The sequence below is a fragment of the Amycolatopsis sp. PS_44_ISF1 genome, assembly GCF_032335455.1.
GTDB lineage: Bacteria > Actinomycetota > Actinomycetes > Mycobacteriales > Pseudonocardiaceae > Amycolatopsis.
The window spans coordinates 31,681-50,930 of sequence record NZ_JANUXO010000004.1; the positions used below are offsets into that span (position 1 = coordinate 31,681).

The 19,250-nt window shown below is 69.9% G+C and carries 18 protein-coding genes, 4 tRNA genes and 1 CRISPR repeat array; of the genes, 13 read left to right on the plus strand and 9 right to left on the minus strand.

Annotated elements, in window-relative coordinates:
• Positions 1 to 5 precede the first annotated feature (5 nt).
• Positions 6 to 945: direct repeats of the CRISPR family, unit length 29 nt; unit sequence CGGATCATCCCCGCGGGCGCGGGGAGCAC.
• A 108-nt stretch (positions 946 to 1,053) separates the two neighbouring features.
• Positions 1,054 to 1,779, minus strand: a complete 726-nt coding sequence (locus NYF13_RS30045; protein ID WP_315661303.1) for a hypothetical protein — start codon at positions 1,777 to 1,779, stop codon at positions 1,054 to 1,056.
• A gap of 455 nt (positions 1,780 to 2,234) precedes the next feature.
• Between NYF13_RS30045 and NYF13_RS30050 the strand changes: the two genes are divergently transcribed.
• Positions 2,235 to 2,639 (plus strand): hypothetical protein, encoded by a 405-nt coding sequence (locus NYF13_RS30050; RefSeq protein WP_315661304.1) that lies wholly within the window; start codon positions 2,235 to 2,237, stop codon positions 2,637 to 2,639.
• Between the two features lie 317 nt (positions 2,640 to 2,956).
• Positions 2,957 to 4,522, plus strand: a complete 1,566-nt coding sequence (locus tag NYF13_RS30055; protein ID WP_315661305.1) for a tetratricopeptide repeat protein — start codon at positions 2,957 to 2,959, stop codon at positions 4,520 to 4,522.
• Between the two features lie 138 nt (positions 4,523 to 4,660).
• Here the strand turns inward: NYF13_RS30055 and NYF13_RS30060 are convergent, their stop codons facing one another.
• A complete protein-coding gene (locus NYF13_RS30060; RefSeq protein WP_315661306.1) occupies positions 4,661 to 5,431 on the minus strand; it encodes a hypothetical protein in 771 nt (256 codons plus the stop codon).
• A gap of 692 nt (positions 5,432 to 6,123) precedes the next feature.
• Between NYF13_RS30060 and NYF13_RS30065 the strand changes: the two genes are divergently transcribed.
• The gene (locus NYF13_RS30065) at positions 6,124 to 7,410 is read left to right on the plus strand and encodes a multidrug DMT transporter permease (RefSeq protein WP_315661307.1); all 1,287 of its coding nucleotides are present in this window, start codon (positions 6,124 to 6,126) and stop codon (positions 7,408 to 7,410) included.
• Here the strand turns inward: NYF13_RS30065 and NYF13_RS30070 are convergent.
• Positions 7,384 to 7,455: transfer RNA gene (locus NYF13_RS30070), tRNA-Val, on the minus strand. The genes NYF13_RS30065 and NYF13_RS30070 overlap by 27 nt on opposite strands.
• A gap of 380 nt (positions 7,456 to 7,835) precedes the next feature.
• On the opposite strand from NYF13_RS30070, the gene NYF13_RS30075 reads away from it, so the two are divergent.
• The 4 genes from NYF13_RS30075 to NYF13_RS30090 all read left to right on the plus strand — a co-directional run bounded on the left by NYF13_RS30075 (position 7,836) and on the right by NYF13_RS30090 (position 8,644).
• On the plus strand, positions 7,836 to 8,261 hold the full coding sequence (locus NYF13_RS30075; RefSeq protein WP_005159130.1) for an SsgA family sporulation/cell division regulator: 426 nt from the start codon (positions 7,836 to 7,838) through the stop codon (positions 8,259 to 8,261).
• Positions 8,262 to 8,400: 139 nt separating this feature from the next.
• Positions 8,401 to 8,473, plus strand: a tRNA-Gly gene (locus tag NYF13_RS30080).
• 24 nt (positions 8,474 to 8,497) lie between these two features.
• A tRNA-Cys gene (locus NYF13_RS30085) sits at positions 8,498 to 8,568 on the plus strand.
• Between the two features lies 1 nt (position 8,569).
• Positions 8,570 to 8,644: transfer RNA gene (locus tag NYF13_RS30090), tRNA-Val, on the plus strand.
• 164 nt (positions 8,645 to 8,808) lie between these two features.
• Here the strand turns inward: NYF13_RS30090 and NYF13_RS30095 are convergent.
• Both NYF13_RS30095 and NYF13_RS30100 read right to left on the minus strand, forming a co-directional pair.
• Positions 8,809 to 9,618: a VTT domain-containing protein gene (locus NYF13_RS30095; protein ID WP_315661308.1), complete on the minus strand. Its 810-nt coding sequence runs from the start codon at positions 9,616 to 9,618 to the stop codon at positions 8,809 to 8,811.
• 447 nt (positions 9,619 to 10,065) lie between these two features.
• Positions 10,066 to 11,274 (minus strand): FAD-dependent monooxygenase, encoded by a 1,209-nt coding sequence (locus NYF13_RS30100; protein WP_315661309.1) that lies wholly within the window; start codon positions 11,272 to 11,274, stop codon positions 10,066 to 10,068.
• A 107-nt stretch (positions 11,275 to 11,381) separates the two neighbouring features.
• Here NYF13_RS30100 and NYF13_RS30105 point away from each other — a divergent pair, with 107 nt between their 5' ends.
• Together NYF13_RS30105 and NYF13_RS30110 are read left to right on the plus strand one after the other, a co-directional pair.
• The gene (locus NYF13_RS30105; protein WP_315661310.1) at positions 11,382 to 11,882 is read left to right on the plus strand and encodes a MarR family winged helix-turn-helix transcriptional regulator; all 501 of its coding nucleotides are present in this window, start codon (positions 11,382 to 11,384) and stop codon (positions 11,880 to 11,882) included.
• Positions 11,883 to 12,011: 129 nt separating this feature from the next.
• On the plus strand, positions 12,012 to 13,190 hold the full coding sequence (locus NYF13_RS30110) for a cytochrome P450 (RefSeq protein WP_315661311.1): 1,179 nt from the start codon (positions 12,012 to 12,014) through the stop codon (positions 13,188 to 13,190).
• Between the two features lie 32 nt (positions 13,191 to 13,222).
• Here the strand turns inward: NYF13_RS30110 and NYF13_RS30115 are convergent, their stop codons facing one another.
• Positions 13,223 to 13,813, minus strand: coding sequence for a hypothetical protein (locus tag NYF13_RS30115; RefSeq protein WP_315661312.1), 591 nt, complete (start codon positions 13,811 to 13,813; stop codon positions 13,223 to 13,225).
• A gap of 124 nt (positions 13,814 to 13,937) precedes the next feature.
• Here NYF13_RS30115 and NYF13_RS30120 point away from each other — a divergent pair, with 124 nt between their 5' ends.
• A complete protein-coding gene (locus NYF13_RS30120) occupies positions 13,938 to 14,405 on the plus strand; it encodes an SRPBCC family protein (RefSeq protein ID WP_315661313.1) in 468 nt (155 codons plus the stop codon).
• A 73-nt stretch (positions 14,406 to 14,478) separates the two neighbouring features.
• On the opposite strand, the gene NYF13_RS30125 is transcribed toward NYF13_RS30120, so the two are convergent.
• Both NYF13_RS30125 and NYF13_RS30130 read right to left on the minus strand, forming a co-directional pair.
• Positions 14,479 to 15,210: a hypothetical protein gene (locus NYF13_RS30125; protein WP_315661314.1), complete on the minus strand. Its 732-nt coding sequence runs from the start codon at positions 15,208 to 15,210 to the stop codon at positions 14,479 to 14,481.
• Between the two features lie 193 nt (positions 15,211 to 15,403).
• The gene (locus NYF13_RS30130; RefSeq protein ID WP_315661315.1) at positions 15,404 to 15,781 is read right to left on the minus strand and encodes an HPF/RaiA family ribosome-associated protein; all 378 of its coding nucleotides are present in this window, start codon (positions 15,779 to 15,781) and stop codon (positions 15,404 to 15,406) included.
• Positions 15,782 to 16,045: 264 nt separating this feature from the next.
• Between NYF13_RS30130 and NYF13_RS30135 the strand changes: the two genes are divergently transcribed.
• From NYF13_RS30135 to NYF13_RS30145, 3 genes are all read left to right on the plus strand, one after another.
• Positions 16,046 to 16,546 (plus strand): hypothetical protein, encoded by a 501-nt coding sequence (locus NYF13_RS30135; RefSeq protein WP_315661316.1) that lies wholly within the window; start codon positions 16,046 to 16,048, stop codon positions 16,544 to 16,546.
• A 474-nt stretch (positions 16,547 to 17,020) separates the two neighbouring features.
• The gene (locus NYF13_RS30140; protein WP_315661317.1) at positions 17,021 to 17,509 is read left to right on the plus strand and encodes a pyridoxamine 5'-phosphate oxidase family protein; all 489 of its coding nucleotides are present in this window, start codon (positions 17,021 to 17,023) and stop codon (positions 17,507 to 17,509) included.
• 64 nt (positions 17,510 to 17,573) lie between these two features.
• Entirely contained in the window at positions 17,574 to 18,077 is a 504-nt protein-coding gene (locus NYF13_RS30145) for a hypothetical protein (protein ID WP_315661318.1), read from the plus strand.
• An 80-nt stretch (positions 18,078 to 18,157) separates the two neighbouring features.
• On the opposite strand, the gene NYF13_RS30150 is transcribed toward NYF13_RS30145, so the two are convergent.
• Entirely contained in the window at positions 18,158 to 18,979 is an 822-nt protein-coding gene (locus tag NYF13_RS30150; RefSeq protein ID WP_315661319.1) for a GAF and ANTAR domain-containing protein, read from the minus strand.
• Positions 18,980 to 19,250 lie beyond the last annotated feature (271 nt).

Consider the following 19,250-nt stretch of genomic DNA (forward strand, 5'->3'; position numbering starts at 1 on the left):
TTCTGCGGACTATCCCCGCGGACGCGGAGAACACGATCGCATTGACCGCCTCGAAGCCCTTCTGCGCGGATCATCCCCGCAGGCACGGGGAGCACGCGAGCTGATGATGGTCGCCCATGTAGAGCAGCGGATCATCCCCGCGAGCGCAGGGAGCGCGGACCCTGCCATGACGACGGGTCCGGGGTTTCCGGATCATCCCCGCGGGCGCGGGGAGCACCGTCTCCGCCGCTCGCGCCGTCGAGTCCCGTTCGGATCATCCCCGCGGGCGCAGGGAGCACGTAGACGACCGTCGTCACTGCCCGATGCCGAACGGATCATCCCCGCGGGCGCGGGGAGCACTGCCCGGCCGGAGCCGCGCTGGCGTGGTGGGTCGGATCATCCCCGCGGGCGCGGGGAGCACCAGGTCAGCCAAATGAGTCAGCTGCTCCCGAACGGATCATCCCCGCGGGCGCGGGGAGCACGCAAGCTCCTGCTCGAATCCCACCGCCAGACCGGATCATCCCCGCGGGCGCGGGGAGCACTAGCGCGGCGCTCTGCCCGGATTTCGACCGAGCGGATCATCCCCGCGGGCGCGGGGAGCACGTGGCGGTGACAACGCCGGGGTAGCCGGCAATCGGATCATCCCCGCGGGCGCGGGGAGCACGGTGAGCATGGTGATCGCGCCGTTCAGCCCGGCGGATCATCCCCGCGGGCGCGGGGAGCACGTCGCCGGCGCTTTCTCCACCACCCACTCTCCGGATCATCCCCGCGGGCGCGGGGAGCACAAGAAGACGGGCCTTCCCGACGACGTCGACCCCGGATCATCCCCGCGGGCGCGGGGAGCACGTTTCGCCGGGGCCGGGAATTCGGCCGGCGTCGGATCATCCCCGCGGGCGCGGGGAGCACGCTCGATCTGGTCCACCCGCAGCTGCGCCTCCGGATCATCCCCGCGGGCGCGGGGAGCACACTTCTTGACCTGGGACTATACGTGTCACCCTACCGACTTTACTTCACTTTCCTCGCACTCAGGGCGCACCCAACATTCATCGGGCAGGGACCTCTCCTTGGTTGAAGTCAAGAATGACCAGACGCATCTACCGGCGCGCTCTCAGGTCGCACGACAGCTACGAGACTCCGCGACGTCGCCGCGCCGACCCGAAGCTGCTTCCGCAACGTCTCCGCAGAAATGGGTCGCCGGTACTGTCGCCAATGTTCAGCATCCGCCCGACGAGCACGCTTCACGAGTTCCTCGTCAAGACCAGCGGCCTCGCCAGTCGCTGGTCCAACCCGCCCGTGTCGCTCCAGGCCTGTCAGGTTCGCTGCGTCCTGCTCCAGGCTGTCACCCACCAGATCCACAGACGAAGACCCGGTCGGCGGCCCCGACCCTAGATCGGTGGTCGCGGCGCTCAACGCCCGAAGGAGGCCGGGACCCGCTTCGCAAACCCCGACAAGAAGGAGTGGGCCAACCGAGTCGAACGCGGCCTCTCCCCAATGACCAGCGAACACCGGATCGGCGACGTTCAACAGCAAGGTCACCACGGTCGCCGCTAACAGCAAACGTCGCACCGGCCGCAGCACCTCCTCGCTAGCCCCGGACAGCGCCAGGTACCGCGTACCGACGAGCAACCCCAGCACCGTCAGGTCAACAGCTGGCGCCACCAGCGGCGCCACGAACGCCGGTACTTGTAGCTTCAACGCCAGGTTGAGGACGTTCCCAAACCCAAACAGGAATGTGAGCCCGATGACCAGGCCCATCGTGACCGTGACAAACCGCGCAACTGCCTCCGAGTTTGAGCTCATGACGGGCCCCCACCCCGGCCAGGCAACTCGAAGCTCGCCTCGACCACCAACGTGCCGACATAAAATCCCTGGTCAGACCCGTTCCCATCCTTGTGGTGCCCTGCCCGAGGCCCGGCCAGGCGCACAACGACCTCCGCGCAGGTTGGTGCCCTCCCCGAGGCCCGGCCAGGGCGGCGGCGCGTACCGAGGTCACCCACTGCAGGGTGAAAATGCCGCCGCCACTGGCCTCTATGAACGCACCACCAATCCGGTCTCGTAACCCGCAGGGGTCAGGCTCACCTTTGCGGACATACCGTGGCCAGCACCGACATCGGCAAGCAGCCTGAACGAACGCTCGCAACGGCGGCATGAGCAGACATTGGCGAAGCGGGTGGTTCGGTGTGGTGTGTAGCGGTCTGCTCGGTTCAGCCGATACTGGTAGCTGAGAGTGCGGCGTCCGGGCGAGGTGGGTTGGTGTGATCGAGTCGGTAGAGCTGGTGGTGACCGCGCTGGCAGCGGGTGCTGCGGCAGGTGCGAAAGAGACCGCGTCCACGGCAGTCAAGGACGCCTATGCGGGGGTGAAGTCACCGGCGGTACGGACGATGCGCCGCGCGGAGCCGGTGCCGGCTGAGGCTGCGAAGGCGGTGGAAGCTGACGCGGTCACTCCGGAGGACAGCGATGCCACCGGGCGCCGGGAGCTCACTGCTGCACTGACCGCGGCCGGCGCCGGGGCCGATGAGGAGCTGGTGGCGGCGGCGCTGAGGGTGCTGGAGCTGACTGATCCCGACGGGACCCAGGCGGGCAAGTACCGGGTCGTGCTGCACGGCAATAAGGGTGTGCAGGTGGGTGAGCACAACACCCAGACCAACACTTTCCACTGACCTGGGCCCTCGATGACCGCCACCCCGCCGCCCCCGCACCCGGAACCTCACGAGCCGGTCGGCTCAGCGCCGCCCGTGCAGCAGGTGAACAACAGCCAGGGTGTGCAGATCGGCAACAACAACACCCAGAACAACTCCGTCACGCAGGCTCCATTGCCAGCGATCGAGTCGGTGCAGGCGGTGCCGGGTCTGTCTCGGATCCCTCTCGACACGACGCTGTTCGTCGGCCGTACCGATGAGCTGGGCCAGCTTGAGGCGGTGCTAGACGGGCCGGGGCGAGCTGTGGTGGTTGCGGTGCATGGGCTGGGTGGGGTGGGGTGGGTAAGAGCACGCTGGCGGCCCGGTTCGCGCACCGCCACGCCGACCGGTTTAGGTTCCGGTGGTGGATCACCGCGGACTCCCTGGCCGCCCTTGACACCGGTCTGGCCGAGCTGGCCGAGGCGATCCTGCCCGCTGCCGCGGAGTTGCCGGTGGAGCAGCGCAGTGCGCTGGGAGTTCGGTGGCTGGCCACCCACGAGGACTGGCTGCTGGTACTGGACAACATCACCAGCCCTCAAGACGTGGCGAGTCTGTTGAGCCGGGTGCGGACGGGCACGGTCGTGATTACCAGCCGTCAACGCTCGGGGTGGCGGGCTGCGGAGACGGTGGCGCTGGATGTGCTCGCCGAGGACGAGGCGACAGCGTTGCTGACTGGGATTGTGCAGTCGGACTGGCCCGAGGAGGCGGACCTGATCGGCGCGGACCGGCTGTGCCGTGAACTGGGGTGGCTGCCGCTGGCAATCGAACAGGCGGCCGCCTACGTCGCCCAGACCCGCACCGGCCCGGCCGCCTACCTCGACATGCTGGCCCGGTTCCCGGGCAGGATGTTCACCGCGACGGCGGAAGATGGAGACGCGCAGCGGACGATGGCGCGGGTCTGGCACGTCACCCTCGACCACCTCACCGACACCCCCACGGCAGGACGGGTGTTGCGGCAGCTGGCGTGGTTCGCCCCGGACGACATCCCGCGGGATCTGCTGGCCGGTGTGGTGGGGGAGCCGGAGCTGTCGGAGGCGCTCGGTCGCCTGGCCGCCTACAGCATGACCACCTGGACTGAGGACACCGTCGCCGTGCATCGCCTAGTGCAGGCCGTCACCCGCACCCCCGACCCCACCGACCCGCACCGTCAATCCGCCGACATCGCCGCCGCCCGCGACAACACCGCGACTGCGCTGGCGGCCGCCCTCGCCGGCATCGATGCTCGCGTTCCCACAGCCTGGCCTGCCTACCAGCGGGTTCTTCCCCATGCGCGGGCGTTGCTGAGACACACCACGCCCGAAACCGACACCACCCACACCAGTCGCCTACTCAACGGGCTGGGCCGCTACCTCGAAGGGCAGGGTGACCTCGACACCGCGATCGCCTACCTCACCCGCGCCGCCGACAGCTACCAACGCCTCCACGGCCCCGACCACCCCAACACCCTGGGCACGCGCAACAACCTGGCGGCCGCCTACCAGGCGGCGGGTGATCTGGGACGGGTGATCCCACTGTACGAGACCACCCTCACCGCCAGTGAGCGGGTGCTGGGCCCCGACCACCCCGACACCCTGGGCACGCGCAACAACCTGGCGAACGCCTACAACTCGGTGGGTGATCTGGGGCGAGCGATCCCGCTGTTGGAGGCCACCCTCGCCGGCTGCGAGCGGGTGCTGGGCCCCGACCACCCCAACACCCTGGGCACGCGCAACAACCTGGCGGCCGCCTACCAGGCGGCGGGTGATCTGGGACGGGCGATCCCACTGTTGGAGGCCACCCTCACCGCCAGTGAGCGAGTGCTGGGCCCCGATCACCCCACGACCTCGGCCATCCGCTCGGACCTCGACGAGGCGCGATCGGCCTGAAGCCGCCACATGCGGTCGTTAGGGATCTGGCCGACGTGGCGCCGACGTCCGCTATTCGGCAGAAGCGGACGTTCACAGCCTGCGGAGCTGTGGCCTGTTCCTGACGACTGGTCCTGCCGAGCGGGTCGGCACCTGCCTCTACCTACCCCCGCCGCATCCTGACACATCCGACCCCGCCAGCGCGAAACACGCCTCCACAACCAAACTGCCGGTGCGAATTCGCTGGTCAGCCCTGTTCCCATCCTTTGGTACTCCCGCCGAGGGCACCACAAGGATGGGAACAGGCCCACCACCCGCCGGGTGGTGGGCCTGTTCTGCCTGCTGTTTCCGCTGTTCACAGCGTTGTCGCGCATAGTCCAGCGACACGACGGCCGCGTCACGGGCGGTGCGGCTGGCGGCGGTGATGGCAGGGCCGGTCAGGGTGACCCGGCAGGTGGCGGTGTGGGTGTCACGGTTGTAGCGGATCTCCAGCCGGAGGGCGTCGAACAGGGCCCGAGCGAGTTCCTCGGGCAGCTGATCGACGTTGATCTTCGTCACGGGGAGTGCATCGAGCAGATCAGGGTTGGGGGCGACCTGAACGTGACGCTCCGCTTCTGCCAGTCGTGTCTCCAGCTGGTCACGCTGAGCGCGGAGTTCGTTACGCCGCTCGCGGATGTCGCGGACGAAGTCCTCATCGGGTTCATCGACAAGCTCGAAGTTGCGGATGACCCTTTTGATCTTGACATCGATGTTGGTGATTGCCCGGCGAGTCCGGTCGCGTTTTCTTCCCGCTCCTGCGCGATGAGGGGATCGAGCAGGTGTCGGCTGCGCGTCGCCGCAGGGCCTGCCGCAGACGCAACGGTGAAAAAAGTGGGACGTGTGCTGTCCCCAACGGGCTCGAAATCCGGAGTTCAGGGGTGTCCACGACAACCCCCGAACTTGAGACCGAGGCAGCCATGACCGATCAGACCGACGGGCATACCCACAGCAACACCATCAGACGCGGGACACATCAGGCCGACCAGGCACGACCGGCTTCACCAGAGGTGCCGCCGCTGCGACCGCACGCGGCGCCTCCCCTGCTCGCATCGACTCAGCCCGGACGTGCCGGTACCCACCGCGGTCCGGCACCCGATCCGGCGACGGGGTTATCAGCGCAGCCTGAGCTTCCGGAAGCGGATACCGGCAGGGTGGAGCCGTTGCTACACACCGCGGAGCAAGCGGCCGAGCTACTTCAGGTTCGTCCGTCATGTTTGCGACGGAAAGCGGCGGCTCGCGCTGTCCCGTGCCGGTTCCTGGATAAGCACCTGCGTTTCTCCCGGCATGACCTCGACGCTATCGCCGGCACGGCACCTCGTTCATCACGGCGCGCTCGGTCTTGAGTACCGGGAACTTATACCTGGCCGCAGCCGCCAGATCACAGCCCAGGCTGGGCGCGGCTCGCGGCGGTCGCATTCGTCGGCCCGGTAAACCCGTCACGTCGATCGCGATTCACTGACGTGCCGCGAGATCGCCCACAGACGCGAACACATTTAGCTTGCTCTCTTTGAACAATGGAGCGTGAATGTGACTGTGCCGTTTATCGGCGCAGTCACATTCACCTGCAACGAAAGCAGTATGTCATGGCATGGACAGAACAACGGAGTGACGGTTTCCGGGTCCGTTACCGGCTGGCCGACGGAGCGGTTTTCTCCGAGAACGGGTTTGCCACCCGGCATGAAGCGGAGAACCGGGCTGCGGATGTGGAGTCCGATCAGCGCCGGCGGCAGTTCACCGATCCCCGCCTGGCGCGGACCTCGATCGATGAGTGGATCCGGGCCTGGTCAGATGCCCACCGCACCGGCGACGTGACCCGGGCGACCTACGAGTCCCACCTGCGCAACCACATCCTGCCCCGCTGGTCGGGCACCGCCCTGGGCGACATCAGCCGGATCGCGGTCAAAGGGTGGGTGAACAAAACTCTGCGCGGGAAACTGGCCGACAAAAGCGTCCAGGACATCCTGGTGCTGTTGTCGATGATCCTCGGCGAGGCCGTCGACGAAAACCTGATCGGGACCAACCCCTGCCGGAAGCTGCGGATCAATTTCACCGACCGCCCCGAACGGCCCCACGCCGCCACCGACGAAGTCGACGCACTGGCCGGGCGGATGACACCCGACGACGGGCTGCTGAGCATCACCGCCGCCTACACCGGCCTGCGATGGGGTGAGCTGGCCGGACTGCAATGGATCAACACCCACCTCGGCGACAATCCCCGCATCGACATCGACCCCCAGATCGGAGCCCTGCACGAACCCCGCGGACAACTGACCCTCGGGCCACCGAAAACCCCCGCCAGCGCCCGCACGGTCCACCCGCCGCCCTTCCTCGCCGGGGAACTCCTCCACCACCGCGCCCGTCACCCCGACGCCCGGTTCGTCTTCACCGGAGCCAGCGGCGGGTTACACCGCCGCTCCAACTTCCGGCGCCGCGTCTGGCTGCCCGCCCTGGCCGGCAACGACACCCGCGGATGGACCCCCCTCAACCAGGACATGCACTTCCACGACCTCCCGCCACACCCACGAAACCTGGCTGGTCGAACCCGGAATCCCCCGCATCCTGCGGCTCGTCCGGCTAGGACACAAACGCAAAGACACCGACGACCTGTACTCCCACATCACCCGCCCCATGATCAGCGAGCTCCTCGACGCCCTCCAAAGCCGCTGGGAACAGGACGGCGGCTGGATGTGGGACGAATGTCACACTCAGATTGGCGGCGCGGCGTGACCTCTTCGGATTCTCATCTGAGGTCAGCAGTCCCTGCTCCCCATCTGCTCCCCGAAACTATCAACGGCCCACCGACGAGAACCATCGGCAGGCCGTTGACCAGTAGAAACACACTGTGGGCGATACTGGGATCGAACCAGTGACCTCTTCGGTGTGAACGAAGCGCTCTCCCCCTGAGCTAATCGCCCCTTGCGGTGTTGAGGAAGACTCTACAACACGACTTTCGGGGCCCTGCAAACGGGTGGTTAACCGCGAGCACCCTCCGTCTACCAGCGAATACGGAACGAACAAACCCGAGCTAGCCGGGGTCGGGGTACGGCGGGGCCGCGCGCGGAGCGGTTCGACACCCGTGCGACGGTGCTATCGCGCGGCGGCTGAACCGCGCAGTATGTACGGGTGGCCGCTCAGCGGGCGCGCGTGGGACTGCGCGGCACGGGCGACGACGGACCAGCGGGGCTTGCCCCCGGACGGGTGATCTTCGGAGAACCCACGTCCGGATCGGCGGACTCGTGCGTCTCATCGTCGTCCTCGGTCGTCCGGGCCGGGAAGGGAGACGAAGGGTAGGACGATGCGCAACGATCACGTGACGCTCCGCTCGACGGCGGTCTTCGATCTGCTGGCACCGCGGACCCCGGCGGTTCCGGTGAAGGTCGAGCTGCGCTACGACACCCGCGATCCGTACGCGGTGGTCGCCGCCTTCCGCACCGGCCGGGCCGGCTGGGTCGAATGGGTCTACGCCCGCGACCTCCTCGCCGACGGCCTCCTGGCCGACGCCGGCGACGGAGACGTGCGCATCCGGCCCTCGGTTGAAGACCCGGAGTCGGTCCTCATCGAGCTGAACTCCCCCTCGGGGCACGCCATGTTCGAGGCTTCGGCCCAGGAGCTGGCCGACTTCCTCGACCGCACCTACGACGTGGTGCTCCCGGGCAACGAACACCTGTGGGTCGACGTCGACGACGCCCTGACCCACCTGATCCCGAACGATCTCGCCTGATCACGGCCTTGCGACGGAGAGGTGACCCCCCGGTGACGGGCCGGTTTCCCGGGTCCGATATGGTTCTTCCACACCACGGCGACGGGGTAAGGAACAGAGCCGAAAGGCCCTTGACCGGATCACCGAAACTGCGGATAGTGCGGACGTAGCGCAGCTGGTAGCGCATCACCTTGCCAAGGTGAGGGTCGCGGGTTCGAATCCCGTCGTCCGCTCGAAAGGCTTCCGAGCCTTGACACGGTGGAGTGGCCGAGAGGCGAGGCAACGGCCTGCAAAGCCGTGTACACGGGTTCGAATCCCGTCTCCACCTCGCGCGATTAGCTCAGCGGGAGAGCGCTTCCCTGACACGGAAGAGGTCACTGGTTCAATCCCAGTATCGCGCACCAGCTCAGCCCCCGTCCTACAGCAGGACGGGGGCTTTTTTACGTTGGAGCGGCCAACCGGGGCGACTGGGCACCTGTCCGGCGGGATGACCCGCCCCTGGCGTTCGGTGATCACATCGCTGCGGAGAATGCGGGCCTCGCCGGAAAGTCCTTACGCAGCCGGGTTTTCAAGCCTGCTGCTTCTTCTGGCGGGCCAGTTGCGCGCGCGTGGCCTGAACCGCGATGACGGCCGCGAAGGCGAGGGTGATCCACAGGGCGTAGCGGTCGATCAGCAGGACCACGTCGACCGCCTGCTGGCCGAGACCGTAGCCCAGGCCGGCGACCAGACCGGTCATGAGGCCGGCGCCGAGCGCGTCCGCCAGCAGGAAGGTGGGCAGCGACATACCGGCCAAGCCGGCGAGCAGGAAGGTCAGGATCGAGGGCACGCCCGGTACCGAGGCGGCGATGACCAGCAGGAACTTCCCCCACGCCGGCCAGGACCGCAGCCGCGGCACGAGCCGTTGCGCCCGGTCGGTCGGGACGAAGAACCGCACGCCCTTCCCACCCCAGCGGCGGCCCGCCCACCAGTACAGCCAGTCGAACTTGATCTTCCCGATGATCCCGGCGGCGATCACCACCCACAACTCCGCCTGCCCGAGCCGCGCGAACGCGGCACCGGCCCCGATCGCCGAGGAACTGCCGGTCACCGCGGCCGTCGCGACCGGGTGCGAACCCAGCAGGAACGGGCGCAACGGCAGCGAAACCACCGCCAGCACGATCGCGGCCACCATCGTGCCGATGAGCACCTTGTCTGCCCAGGCCATCGGGCTGTCCCACGGCCGCAGCTCCTGCCACTGCTGCTTCGCGGCCTCGATCTCCCGCGGGCTGTAGGTCCGGCCCCACCAGGTGCGGTGCGCGCGCTCGCCTTCCTGCGGTCCGGTGGCTCCTCCGGGCCGGGCCGGTGCGGCGCCTTCGCCACCCTGGGAGACCTGGGTCATCACTTCTCCTCGCGCAATCGGAACCGGTGCCGCCGCCGGTGAAGCCATTGTGGACTCGCGTGTACCCGGAAAACCTTGCCACGGCCGGGGTGGGCGTGCCGCGTCAGCGCACCGCCCCCGGATTCCGGTCCGCGACGGTGCCGAAGGGCCGCGGCCGGGTGGGTGGCGACCGGCCGGGACGCCGGTGAGAGCGGCCGGAGACACCGAGCGACACGGCCGGTGACCAGGCGATTGTCGAATCGTGTCCGCCTCCGTGCGGAGGACCGCGTCCGGGCGCGAGTGCCGGTCGCCCGCCGGGGCCGGGGCGAGGTCGAGGCGGCCGCCGAGCCCGGCCAACCGGGTAGATGGGGCAGATTTTCTACCCGATGAGCCTCGGCCGCGCCGGGTCTGCTGCCGGGGATCGCTTGCGCGACAACCGATCCGGGCGGAGGGCCGGGTGGGGCGGGTTCAGGATCGGGCGGGCAGCCGGAACCGGTAATCGGGGAGGACGAGGTCCTGGACCGGCAGGCTGGGCCCGAGGCCCGTGACGCGCGCGAGGGTGCGGCCCACGGGATGGGCCAGCGCCCGGAACCCGGTGTGGAGCAGAGCGCGCTGCCAGGCCGAGCGGGGGTGTGCGGGCACGGACTTCTGCGCGGCACCGGTCATCGGCCGCAGGAGCCGCTCGTACCGGGCGAACGCCGCCGGTACCTCGTCCGGGGTCGCGCCCAGCTCCCCGGCCAGCACGTAGGCTCCCGCGAGCGCGCTGGTGGTGCCGGTGCCGAACGGGCCGGCGCACCACGCGGCGTCACCGAGCACCGCCACGCGTCCGCGATGCCAGACGGGGAGCCGGATCTGCGCGATCTGGTCGACGTGGAGCGCGGTGTCCCCGGGCGAGTTGTTCTCGAGGGCGTCGAGGATGCGCGGGGTTTCCCAGCCGAGATCGCCGAAGGTCGCTCGCAGGACTTCCACGATCCCTTCGCGGTCGAGCCGGTCGAAGCCGAGGACGTCGGACCGCAGGCTCAGCATGGCCCGGGTCGATCCGAGGTTGTCGGGGCGCAGGTGCACGATGCGCCCCCGGCCGCCCAGGTGCATCCGCCACTGCCGGTCGTCGTCCGCGGTCCTGGGGATGGTGAAGTAGGCCCAGAGCAGGCCCAGTTCGTGGACCCGGGCCTCGGGCAGGACGAGACCGCGGGTCCGTGAACGGGCGCCCTCGGCGATGACCACGGCGTCGAAGCGGCGGTCCGGGCCGTGGGCGAAATCGACGTGGACGCCGCGGCCGTCTTCGTGCAGGGCCGTGATCCGGTCGCCGAAGACGTACTCGGCCGAGGCCGCGGAATGGTCGTGCAGCAGCCGGGCGAGCCGCCCGCGCAGGATCTCCAATTCGGCGGTGGGTGCCGAATCTTCGGCACCCACCGGGAAGGAGGCGACGGGGCGGCCGCCGGGGCCGATGAAGGTCATGCCGGTTTCGCTGGTGTGCTCGGCGCGCACGGCGTCTTCCAGCCCCATCCGGCGGATGACCTCGCGCCCGACGCCGCGCACGTCCACGTTCTGGCCTTCGTCGCGCACGTGGTCGAACCGCTCGACCACGGTCACGTCCCACCCGGCCGCGGCCAGCCACGACGCGGCCGCGGGCCCGGCGATGCCGGAACCGGAGATCAAGACGTTCGGGATGCCCATGGCGATGCCCTTTCCCGTGGTGGACCTGGTCCGGTCACGCTACCAGATGGTTAGAATTTCTAACCATTAGTTTTTCTCAGCGATCAGGCATGCTTGGATGTGCGGTCATGAGCGAAGAGGCCCTCCGCAACGAGGCGATCCGCCGGGAGCCGGCGCTGGCGGCGCTGGACGAGACCACGCTGGCGGTGAACGCGCTCATCAGCGCTTCCCAGGACCTCACCGTGCGCATGGCCCGGGAGATGAGGATGAACGTCACCGACATGCGGGCGATCCTCCTGCTCTCCGAGCACGGGCCGCTGGGCGCCACCGAGCTCGCCGGGCGCCTGGGGATCACCCTCGCCTCCACCACCGTCCTGGTCGACCGCCTCCGGCGCGACGGCTACCTCGAACGCGTCCGGGACGACGCCGACCGGCGCCGGATCACCCTCACCGTGACCGCATCGGCCCGCACCGCCTCCCTCACGGCCTGGCTCCCGGCCATCCGCGGGATCGACGAGATCTCCCGCTCCCTCACCGGCACCGAACGCACCTTCGCGCTGAACCTGCTGCGCCGGCTCGCGAAGGCCATGCACCACGGCGGCCGTCCGGATCCGGGCGCCGGAACCTGAAATCCCGGCGTGCTCCCCCGGGCCAGTGCGTTCGGGACCGGACGGGTACCCGAAAGTCCTTTTGGGCCATGGGGCGGACCGGAGCCGTGATATCCCCGAGGAGCATCCCGCCCGTCCTGAGGAGAACCCGTGCCCGCCATCCCCGTCAGCGATGTGGACCTCTACACCACCGAGGCCCGAATCGATCCGTACGAGATCTACGCCGGGCTGCGGGCCCTCGGGCCGGTGGTGCACCTGTCCCGCTACGACCTGTACGCGCTGCCCCGCTACGACGAGGTGCGTGCCGCGCTGTTGGACTGGCCGACGTTCTCGTCCGCTCGCGGGGTGTTCGTGGACCCGGACGTCAACGACGCCCTGTCCGGCATCACCCTGTGCAGCGACCCACCGGAGCACACGGCGATGCGCTCGGTGCTGGGGCGGCCGTTGCGCCCGGGAGACCTGCGCGAGCTCACGCCGCGCATCGAGGCCGAGGCCGATCGGGTCGTCGAGCGCCTGGTCGGCCGAGGCGCGTTCGAGGTCGTCACGGAGCTGGCGGAGCACCTCCCGATGACGGTGGTGTCCGATCTGGTGGGCCTGCCCGACCGCGGGCGGGCGAAGATGCTGGAGTGGGCCGCGGCCGTCTGGGACACCCAGGGTCCCGCCGACGACCGCGCGGCCGCGGCCGGCCCGATCGTGGCCGATTTCCTGGAGTTCGCCGCGAACGACGCCGTGCCGGGGCGGCTCGATCCGCAGGGCTGGGCGGCCCGGCTCTACGCGGCCGCGGACCGGGGGGAAATCCCCCGGGAGAAGTGCCCGGGGATGATGCTCGACTACGTCGTCCCGAGCCTGGACACCACGATCCTCGCCATCACCGGCCTGATCGCGCTGTTCGCCGAGCACCCGGAGCAGTGGGACCTGCTGCGGGCGGACCGCTCGCTGATCCCGCACGCGATCAACGAGTCGTTGCGGGTGGAAAGCCCGGTGCCCCAGTTCAGCCGGGTCCTCACCGAGGACCACGAGATCGGCGGCTTCCCGCTCGCGGCGGGCTCACGGGTCGCGCTGCTGTTCGCCTGCGCCAACCGCGACGAACGCCACTACCCGCACCCCGCCCGCTTCGACATCACCCGCCGGCCTTCGGACCACCTCGCCTTCGGGCACGGCGAGCACGTGTGCGTCGGGATGAACCTGGCCCGGCTGGAAATGGGCGCACTGCTGGAAAGACTGGCCGAGCGCGTGGCCCGGTTCGAGATCCGCGAGCGCCGTCCGATGATCAACAACGGACTGCGCGGGCTCGAACGCCTCGACGTCACGGTCGAGACCGCGTCCTGAACCCGGGCGCGCCCGGGACCGGGGTGACCGGCTCAGGCCGGTCGGCCGCCGGAGGCCCGAGGACCGTCCGGCCGGGCCTGGGCGGGCCGGTCCGGCTGCTCGCGACGCCCGGCGAGCAGGGCCCGGCCGGCGGCGTGCCAGAACTCCTGCCCGGCCAGGTACAGGCCGGTGAGACCGATGAGGCCGCCGGCCACGTCCACGCTGCGACGGCCGTCCTTGGCCCAGTAGACGTCCTTGAGGTCGACCAGCAACGCCAGCTCGTCCACGACCAGCGCGACGCCGCCGCCGTAGGCCGCGGCCGTCGCCGGATGCCGCCGCAGCCGCTCGTCGCCCCGGACGGCGACCGCACCGACCGCGAACAACGCGGCGATGCCGAAGTTGTAGTGGTGGATGTGGCGTCCGCCGACGGCGATCCCGCCGGAGCCGCCCGCACCTTCGCGGTGCAGGGTGTAGGTGATCGCCCGGGTCACGCCGAACGTCGCGGTGAACGCCCCCCAGGCGATCACCACCGAGCGCTGGGTGGCGCTCATCCGCTCGCGGTAGGCCTGGCGCACCCGGGCCCGCACGACCGTCCGATCCGGACCGCCGCCGTTGCGCCGGTGCGCCCCACGCATCATTCCCATGACCGGAGACGATACGACCAACCCGGGGCGGACGCGGGCCGGGATCCGCACCGGCCCGCGGAATTTCGCCGGAGACCACCCCATCCGAGTCGTCCGGGCGCGCCATCTGCGGAACACTGTCCCCATGACGACCCACGACAAGCAGATCACCGTCGAGCGCACGATCAACGCGCCGGCTCACGACATCTTCGACGTGCTCACCCGCCCCGACCGGCACCAGGCGATCGACGGCTCGGGCTTCGTGCGCTCCGCCGACCACCCGCAGCGGATCACCGCAACCGGGCAGACCTTCACCATGAACATGACCGGCGAGCACATGGGCGGTGACTACCAGACCGACAACCACGTCACCGCCTACCACACGAACAAGCTGGTGGCCTGGACCACCGCGCCGGCCGGCACCGAGCCGCCCGGGTGGGAGTGGCTGTGGGAGCTCGACCCGGAGGGCCCCGACTCCACCGTGGTCACCCTCACCTACGACTGGAGCAAGGTCACCGACAAGGCCATCCTGCAGAAGGTGTCGTTCCCGCTCGTGAGCGAGACCCAGCTCGAAGAATCGCTGGCCAACCTGGCCGCGGCCATCCCTTCCTGAGCTGACGCGAAGCCGCACCCGGCGGCGGCCCCACGGGGGCGCCACCGGTGTGCGGTGCGAGGGCCGGTCCGGTTCAGGCGCCGGCGGTGAGCCAGGTCAGGGCCCGCCGGCGCAGGGTGCGGGTGCCCGCTCGTTCGGCGAGGTAGTGACCGATCACCCCGACCACGGGCAGGGACCCGAGGACGCGGTGGTACCAGCGTCCCGCGGGCCGGGCGCCGAGCAGGGCGGTGATCCCGCGCAGTTCCTGCCCCAGCCGCCACAGGGCGCCACCCAGCCGGGCCAGCGCGGGCGCCCGGTGGTGGCCCGACGGCTGCTCGACCTCGTGACCGGCCGGGTCCGCGGGAACCCCGGCCGGGGTGGTCTCGAGGGTGCGGTCGAACAGGACGGCGGCGAGCAGCCTGGTCCGGGTGTCGAGATCGGTGACCCCGCATTCTCCGGCGATGGCGCAGAGGATCAGTCCCTGGGCGGCGGTGCCGAGCAGGTCCTGGACGGGGAGCCGGTCGGCGAGGACGCCGCCGAGGCCGGGGATGGCGGTGATGGCGGCGGTGAGCCGGCCGAACGGCCCGGTCCACCACCGGATGCGCCGCGGGGGGTCCATCCGGGCCCACGCGGCCGTGCCCGGGATCCGCACCCCGGCCACGACGTGCAGCAGCCGCCGGGGCAGGCCGCGCGGACGGTCCGGCCGGACCTCGGCGACCATGTCCTGCGGTCCGGACTCGCGGACCGCGTCCAGCACGGGCGCGGCGGTCCGGACGAACGTGCGCAGCACCGCCGTCAAGTGCTCATCGGAAACCGTGGCCGGCATCATCGCTCCCAGGACAGGTCGGAGTGGAGGGTGGACCTTCGAACCGCCCGGATTCCGGGAAGGGAACCGTCTTCCGCAATTCCCTTCCCAGAGTAGGGCTCGGTCCGTTTTTCGCCGGTGTTCATCGACTGACCGGCGTTTTCGGCTCTCGGAGCCGGGCGGCGCGAAACCGAACGGATCGCCCGCGTCCGGCTCAGCTCGGCTCCGTGGCGGGCACTTCCAGCTCCGGCGGAGCGGGCATGTGCCGGATGGTGTCGCTGCCCTTGTGGTCGTGGGCCCGGGTGTACCGGGAATCCAGCAGCCGGGCCAGCTTGTGCGCCGCGCCGGCATACGCCTCGTCGACGGTGTCGGCGTGGTGGGTGACCGCGACGGGCTGCTTGCCGCCGGGCCGCGCTTCGATCACGCACTTCTTGTCCTCCGGCTTGCCCCCGCCGTCCTCGCTCAAGTGCACCTCCACCCGCGTCAGCCAGCCGCCGAACCGGGACAGCACGTCCTCCAGATCGGTGGTCACGTGGTCCGCCAATCCCTCGCCGCCGGGAATGTTGTGATCGGTGTTGACCTGGATCTGCACGAGCACCCTCCACTGTGGGACGACAACGGTCTCCCTCACTACCACGGAGATCGGCGGCCTAAACGGGCTGAGGTTCGCGGTAGCGCGTCCGGCCGCGCCCGCTCCGGATCCGGTCGGCTGCGAAACCCGAACCGGTACCCGTTACCGCACCGGCTCAAACCACATTTCTGCCCTCAGGGACGATCGGCCGGGCCACGGTGACCGAACTTTTCGGGTTTTCCCGTTGCGCCACGGCGGTCGGGCGGGTGCGCTACCTTTCCGCGCATGACCGAAATGCCTTCCTACCCCGCACCCGGCGCCGGAACCGAACCGGCCGCCGCGGCGGCCTCGCCCCGGCCCGGAACGATCAACGGCGCGTTCTGGGCGTTCATCGTCTCGATGCTCGTCGGACTCGTCGGCGGCGTGCTGCTGTTCTTCACCCGGGGATCGATCACCGACGCGATGCGGACGAGCAACGCCCAGAGCGCCACCAAGCTCACCGACGCCCAGATCGACCAGGCGGTGACGATCGGCATCGTCGCCGGCGCCGTGGTGGCGATCGTCTTCGCCCTGCTGCACCTGCTGTTCGCCTTCAAACTGCGCGCCGGCCGGAACTGGGCCCGGATCGTGCTGACCGTGCTGACCGTGCTGCAGGTGCTTTCCCTGCTGGTGGGCCAGGGCTCCATCGTCGGCTACCTCAGCGCGGTGGTCGCGGTGATCGGTGTCGTCCTGTCGTTCCTGCCTGAGTCCAACCGCTATTTCGCCGCGGTCAAGACTGCGCGCTGACGCCGGACCACGAGCCGGCCCCGGTGCCACCGGGCGGGCACGACCCGCGGGATGCGGTTTCCGGCTGCCGCATCCCGCGGGCCCTGCTTTCTCGCTCGATCGGGCAACCGGGTTTGAGACCGGCCTGATTGGGTACAGGAAGTCGTTCGTCCGTCGTTGTTTTCAGGGGGTTGCCGGTGCACGTCCGCAGGAAGCTCGCCGTCCGGGTCGACGAGGTCGACCGGGCGCTGTCGGTTCTGGCCGGACGTGGGGTGCCGCCCCACCGGGCCCGGGCCGCCTTGTGCGAAATGGCGCGGAAACGGCACATTTCCCTCGGTCACTGCGCGGCCTTGGTCGCCGCTCAATCGCGCGGTTCGTGACCGGGGCGGAGGGGCCGGCCGGCCGGAGGGTTGGAACCGGGACCTCCTGGGTACTCGCGGATTCCCCGCGCAATTGCGCGGCGGTCATGGCGAAAACCCCGCGACTGGAGAATCGATGAGCGACGACGACCACCGGACCGTCACGGAGATCGCCCGTGAAGTCCGGACGGCGATGATCACCAGCCGAAGCTCCGACGGCAAGCTGATGAGCCGGCCCATGACCACCCAGCAGGTGGATTTCGACGGCACGGCGTGGTTCTTCGTGTCGAGGAAAGCGGATCTGGTGGCCGAAGTCGCTCGCGACAGCCGGGTCAACATCGGTTACGCGGGTTCCGGCTCCTGGCTTTCGCTGAGCGGGACCGCCTCCGTGGTCGACGACGAGAATCGCAAGAAGGACTTGTGGAACGAGTTCGTCGAGGCGTGGTTCCCCGGTGGCCCAGAGGACCAGGACGTGGTGCTGCTGAAGGTCGACGCCGATTCCGCGGAGTTCTGGAACACCCCCGGCGGCAAGCCCAGGGCGCTGTTCGCGATGGCGAAAGCCCGGCTGACGGGCACCGAGCCCGATCCCGGGGACCACGGCACGGTCTCCCTCGAGGACCACTGAGCCGCGAGGACCACCGAGCCAAGTCGCCCCTCCCCCGTCGGCCCTCCCCTTTTCAGGACCCCCCATGCCCGAACCGAAAACACCCGAGCCCCTGCCCGCCGAGCTGCGCGCGCTGGCCGCGGACGCCGAAACCCTCGCCCTTCGCACCGCGGAGATGGCCGCCCGGCTGAAGGCCGCCGACGACGGGCAGCTCAACCGGCTGGCCCGGCCGATGGTCCGGGCCACCGACGAGCTGGACGGCTACACCGAGGAAGTCTCCCGGACCGCCGAATACCTGGCCCGGGTGCGCGTGGCCCGTGATCCGAACCTGTGCGACGTGCCCTGGGGCATCTGCCCGGAGCACGGGACCACCCTGCGCGCGGACGCGGACCGCACCCGGTGCACCGCCCCCGGCTGCGGCCGTGAATGGGACTACGACCGGTTGCACAGCCCGTGCACGGAACCGGCCACGGTGACCGTGACCGACGAGGACGGCGAGTCCGGTGTCCTGTGCGTGACCCATGCCCAGGACGCCACCCGGCGGCTCGTCGGCTGCACCTTCCACCACCGCGGCACCTTCACCGGCTGACGTCGGGCCTCGATCCTGGCCGAGGCGCGCCGGCCGGTTACGGCCATCGGCCCGTCTCGTACCCGGACGTGACCTGAACCTCAGCCGTCCAGCTCGTGGTGCCGTTCGGTCAGGGTGCGCGCGAGCCGGCTCAGCTTGACGTTGAGCTCCTGCGAGGTCCGGCGCAGGATGTCGAACGCCTCCTCGGCGGACACCCCCCGCCGGCTCATCAAAATGCCCTTCGCCTGCCCGATCACGTCGCGGCTGTCGACCGCCTGACGCAGGTGCTGCTCCCGCAACGCGGCCGCGGTGTGCGCGGCGGTACCGGCCAGGGCCACGGAGGCGTGTGCGGACAGGATCAGCGCGTGGTCGATCGCGGCCGCGCCGAACGCCCCGATTCTGCGGCTGTAGAGGTTGATCGCCCCGGGCTGCCGGTCGGCCGAGCGATCCGGCAGCAGGGTGGTGGCCAGCAAGGAGCCGAATCCCAGGTCCGCGGCCTGCGGACCGAAGCGCGGGAAGTCCGACGAGCGCCCGAGGTCGTTGGCCAGCGCGTGACCGGGACCGTCCTGCTCCGCCGCGGCCACGCACGGGCCCTCGCTGGTCCGGTACTGGATGCGGTCCAGCTCGTCGGCGGTCTCGCTGGTGCTGACGGGGGTGTGGAAACCGCCGCCGGGAGATCGCAGGGTGATGCTGACCAGGTCCGCCTCGGGCACTATCCGCGAAGCCGCGAAGACCACCTGGGTCATCGCCTCGTGCAGGGTCTCCGCCCGGAGCAGCACCCCGGCCAGCGCGCCGAACCGCTGGGCCAGCGGGCCGTCGGCCGACACGGAGCAGCGATCCCAGTCTTCGCCGACCGGCTCGGCGCAGAAGGCGACCCGATCCGGGGCCCAGCCCTGGTCGGCCTGCGCATCCACCTCGGTCACAACTGTTCCCTCCCCTGACGGCCTCAAGGCCGACGACTCCCGCGACGCGAAGCTCGATCCCACGGTGCGGCGGGCCGAACCCTCCTCGGACCGGCCCGGCTGATGCCGTCCGGCGGCCGTGCCGCTGCGCGAACCGGCGTGGTCCGGCCGAGACGAGCGGTGGCGCCGGCTGCTGGCTCAACCGGCGCCACCCTTTATACGCGCCTCGCCATCAGGTGAGGCACTTACGCCTACCCCGGCCGTGGGAGGCTCACGCAGCCGATCGGCAACT

What these genes read in the sequence shown, in the direction of transcription:
- NYF13_RS30045 (WP_315661303.1), bottom strand. Translation starts at nt 1,779, where the DNA reads ATGAGCTCAAACTCGGAGGCAGTTGCGCGGTTTGTCACGGTCACGATG.
- NYF13_RS30065 (WP_315661307.1), top strand. Translation starts at nt 6,124, where the DNA reads ATGGCATGGACAGAACAACGGAGTGACGGTTTCCGGGTCCGTTACCGG.
- NYF13_RS30075 (WP_005159130.1), top strand. Translation starts at nt 7,836, where the DNA reads ATGCGCAACGATCACGTGACGCTCCGCTCGACGGCGGTCTTCGATCTG.
- NYF13_RS30095 (WP_315661308.1), bottom strand. Translation starts at nt 9,618, where the DNA reads ATGACCCAGGTCTCCCAGGGTGGCGAAGGCGCCGCACCGGCCCGGCCC.
- NYF13_RS30100 (WP_315661309.1), bottom strand. Translation starts at nt 11,274, where the DNA reads ATGGGCATCCCGAACGTCTTGATCTCCGGTTCCGGCATCGCCGGGCCC.
- NYF13_RS30105 (WP_315661310.1), top strand. Translation starts at nt 11,382, where the DNA reads ATGAGCGAAGAGGCCCTCCGCAACGAGGCGATCCGCCGGGAGCCGGCG.
- NYF13_RS30115 (WP_315661312.1), bottom strand. Translation starts at nt 13,813, where the DNA reads ATGGGAATGATGCGTGGGGCGCACCGGCGCAACGGCGGCGGTCCGGAT.
- NYF13_RS30120 (WP_315661313.1), top strand. Translation starts at nt 13,938, where the DNA reads ATGACGACCCACGACAAGCAGATCACCGTCGAGCGCACGATCAACGCG.
- NYF13_RS30125 (WP_315661314.1), bottom strand. Translation starts at nt 15,210, where the DNA reads ATGCCGGCCACGGTTTCCGATGAGCACTTGACGGCGGTGCTGCGCACG.
- NYF13_RS30135 (WP_315661316.1), top strand. Translation starts at nt 16,046, where the DNA reads ATGACCGAAATGCCTTCCTACCCCGCACCCGGCGCCGGAACCGAACCG.
- NYF13_RS30140 (WP_315661317.1), top strand. Translation starts at nt 17,021, where the DNA reads ATGAGCGACGACGACCACCGGACCGTCACGGAGATCGCCCGTGAAGTC.
- NYF13_RS30145 (WP_315661318.1), top strand. Translation starts at nt 17,574, where the DNA reads ATGCCCGAACCGAAAACACCCGAGCCCCTGCCCGCCGAGCTGCGCGCG.